The 804-nt window shown below is 68.0% G+C and carries 1 protein-coding gene; it reads left to right on the top strand.

The window, feature by feature from the left end; all coding sequences use genetic code 11:
- Positions 1–804: S8 family serine peptidase (locus tag ACL02R_RS30040; protein ID WP_412800121.1), on the top strand; the 804-nt coding region annotated here is incomplete at both ends.

Here is an 804-nt window from a genome sequence, read left to right as displayed (position 1 = left end):
TCTCCGTCACATGCGGACAGCCCCGACAACCCCTGGTACGCCTCCACATTCCGCCTCGAAGAGATCTGGGAGCACACGCGGGGAGAAGGCATCACCGTCGCCGTCATCGACAGCTGGGTGGACGACTCGCTGCCTGAGTTGGAAGGGCAGGTTCTCGACGGTACGGATCTGGTCCCGGGAGGTGAGGAGCCGAGCGCCGACGGGGTCGACCACGGCACTGCCATGGCCTCGCTCATCGCGGGCACCGGCGCGGGAGGCGGCGTCCGAGGGCTCGCTCCCGGTGTCAGAATCCTGCCTGTCCGCGCCGATGACGGCCAAGACGGAGTGACTGTCCGGGTGCTCGACCCGATAGCCGAGGGCATCCGTTACGCGGTTGAAGAAGGCGCGCAGATCATCAGCCTTTCCATCGGGGCGGACGGGATCGCCACGCATGACCAACTCGGAGACGCCCTGGAAATCGCGGCCCGCGCGGGCGTCCTGATCTTTGCCGCTACCGGTAATGCGGGCGAGGCTGACAACGAACCCGTGGAGCCCTCGAATCGCCAGGGCGTCGTCGGTATCGGTGCCGTGGACAGGAACGGCGAGCGGGCCGGGTACTCGACGTACGGTCCCCAGGTCGCGCTCGCCTCCCCAGGCGATGAGGTGCCCCGGCGAGGGTGCACGGGTGTCGGCGAGGCGGTCTGCATCAAGGAACGCGGCGGTACCAGTAGTGCCACCGCGATCGCGTCGGCGTCGGCCGCGCTGATCTGGTCGGCGCATCCTGACTGGACGAAGAACCAGGTGCTCCGCGTCATGGTCGAGACG

Source organism: Streptomyces sp. MS19 (assembly GCF_047200595.1).
Lineage (GTDB): Bacteria > Actinomycetota > Actinomycetes > Streptomycetales > Streptomycetaceae > Streptomyces.
The sequence above is the reverse complement of the archived record's forward strand: the minus strand, read 5'-3'. Positions and strand labels throughout refer to the sequence as shown.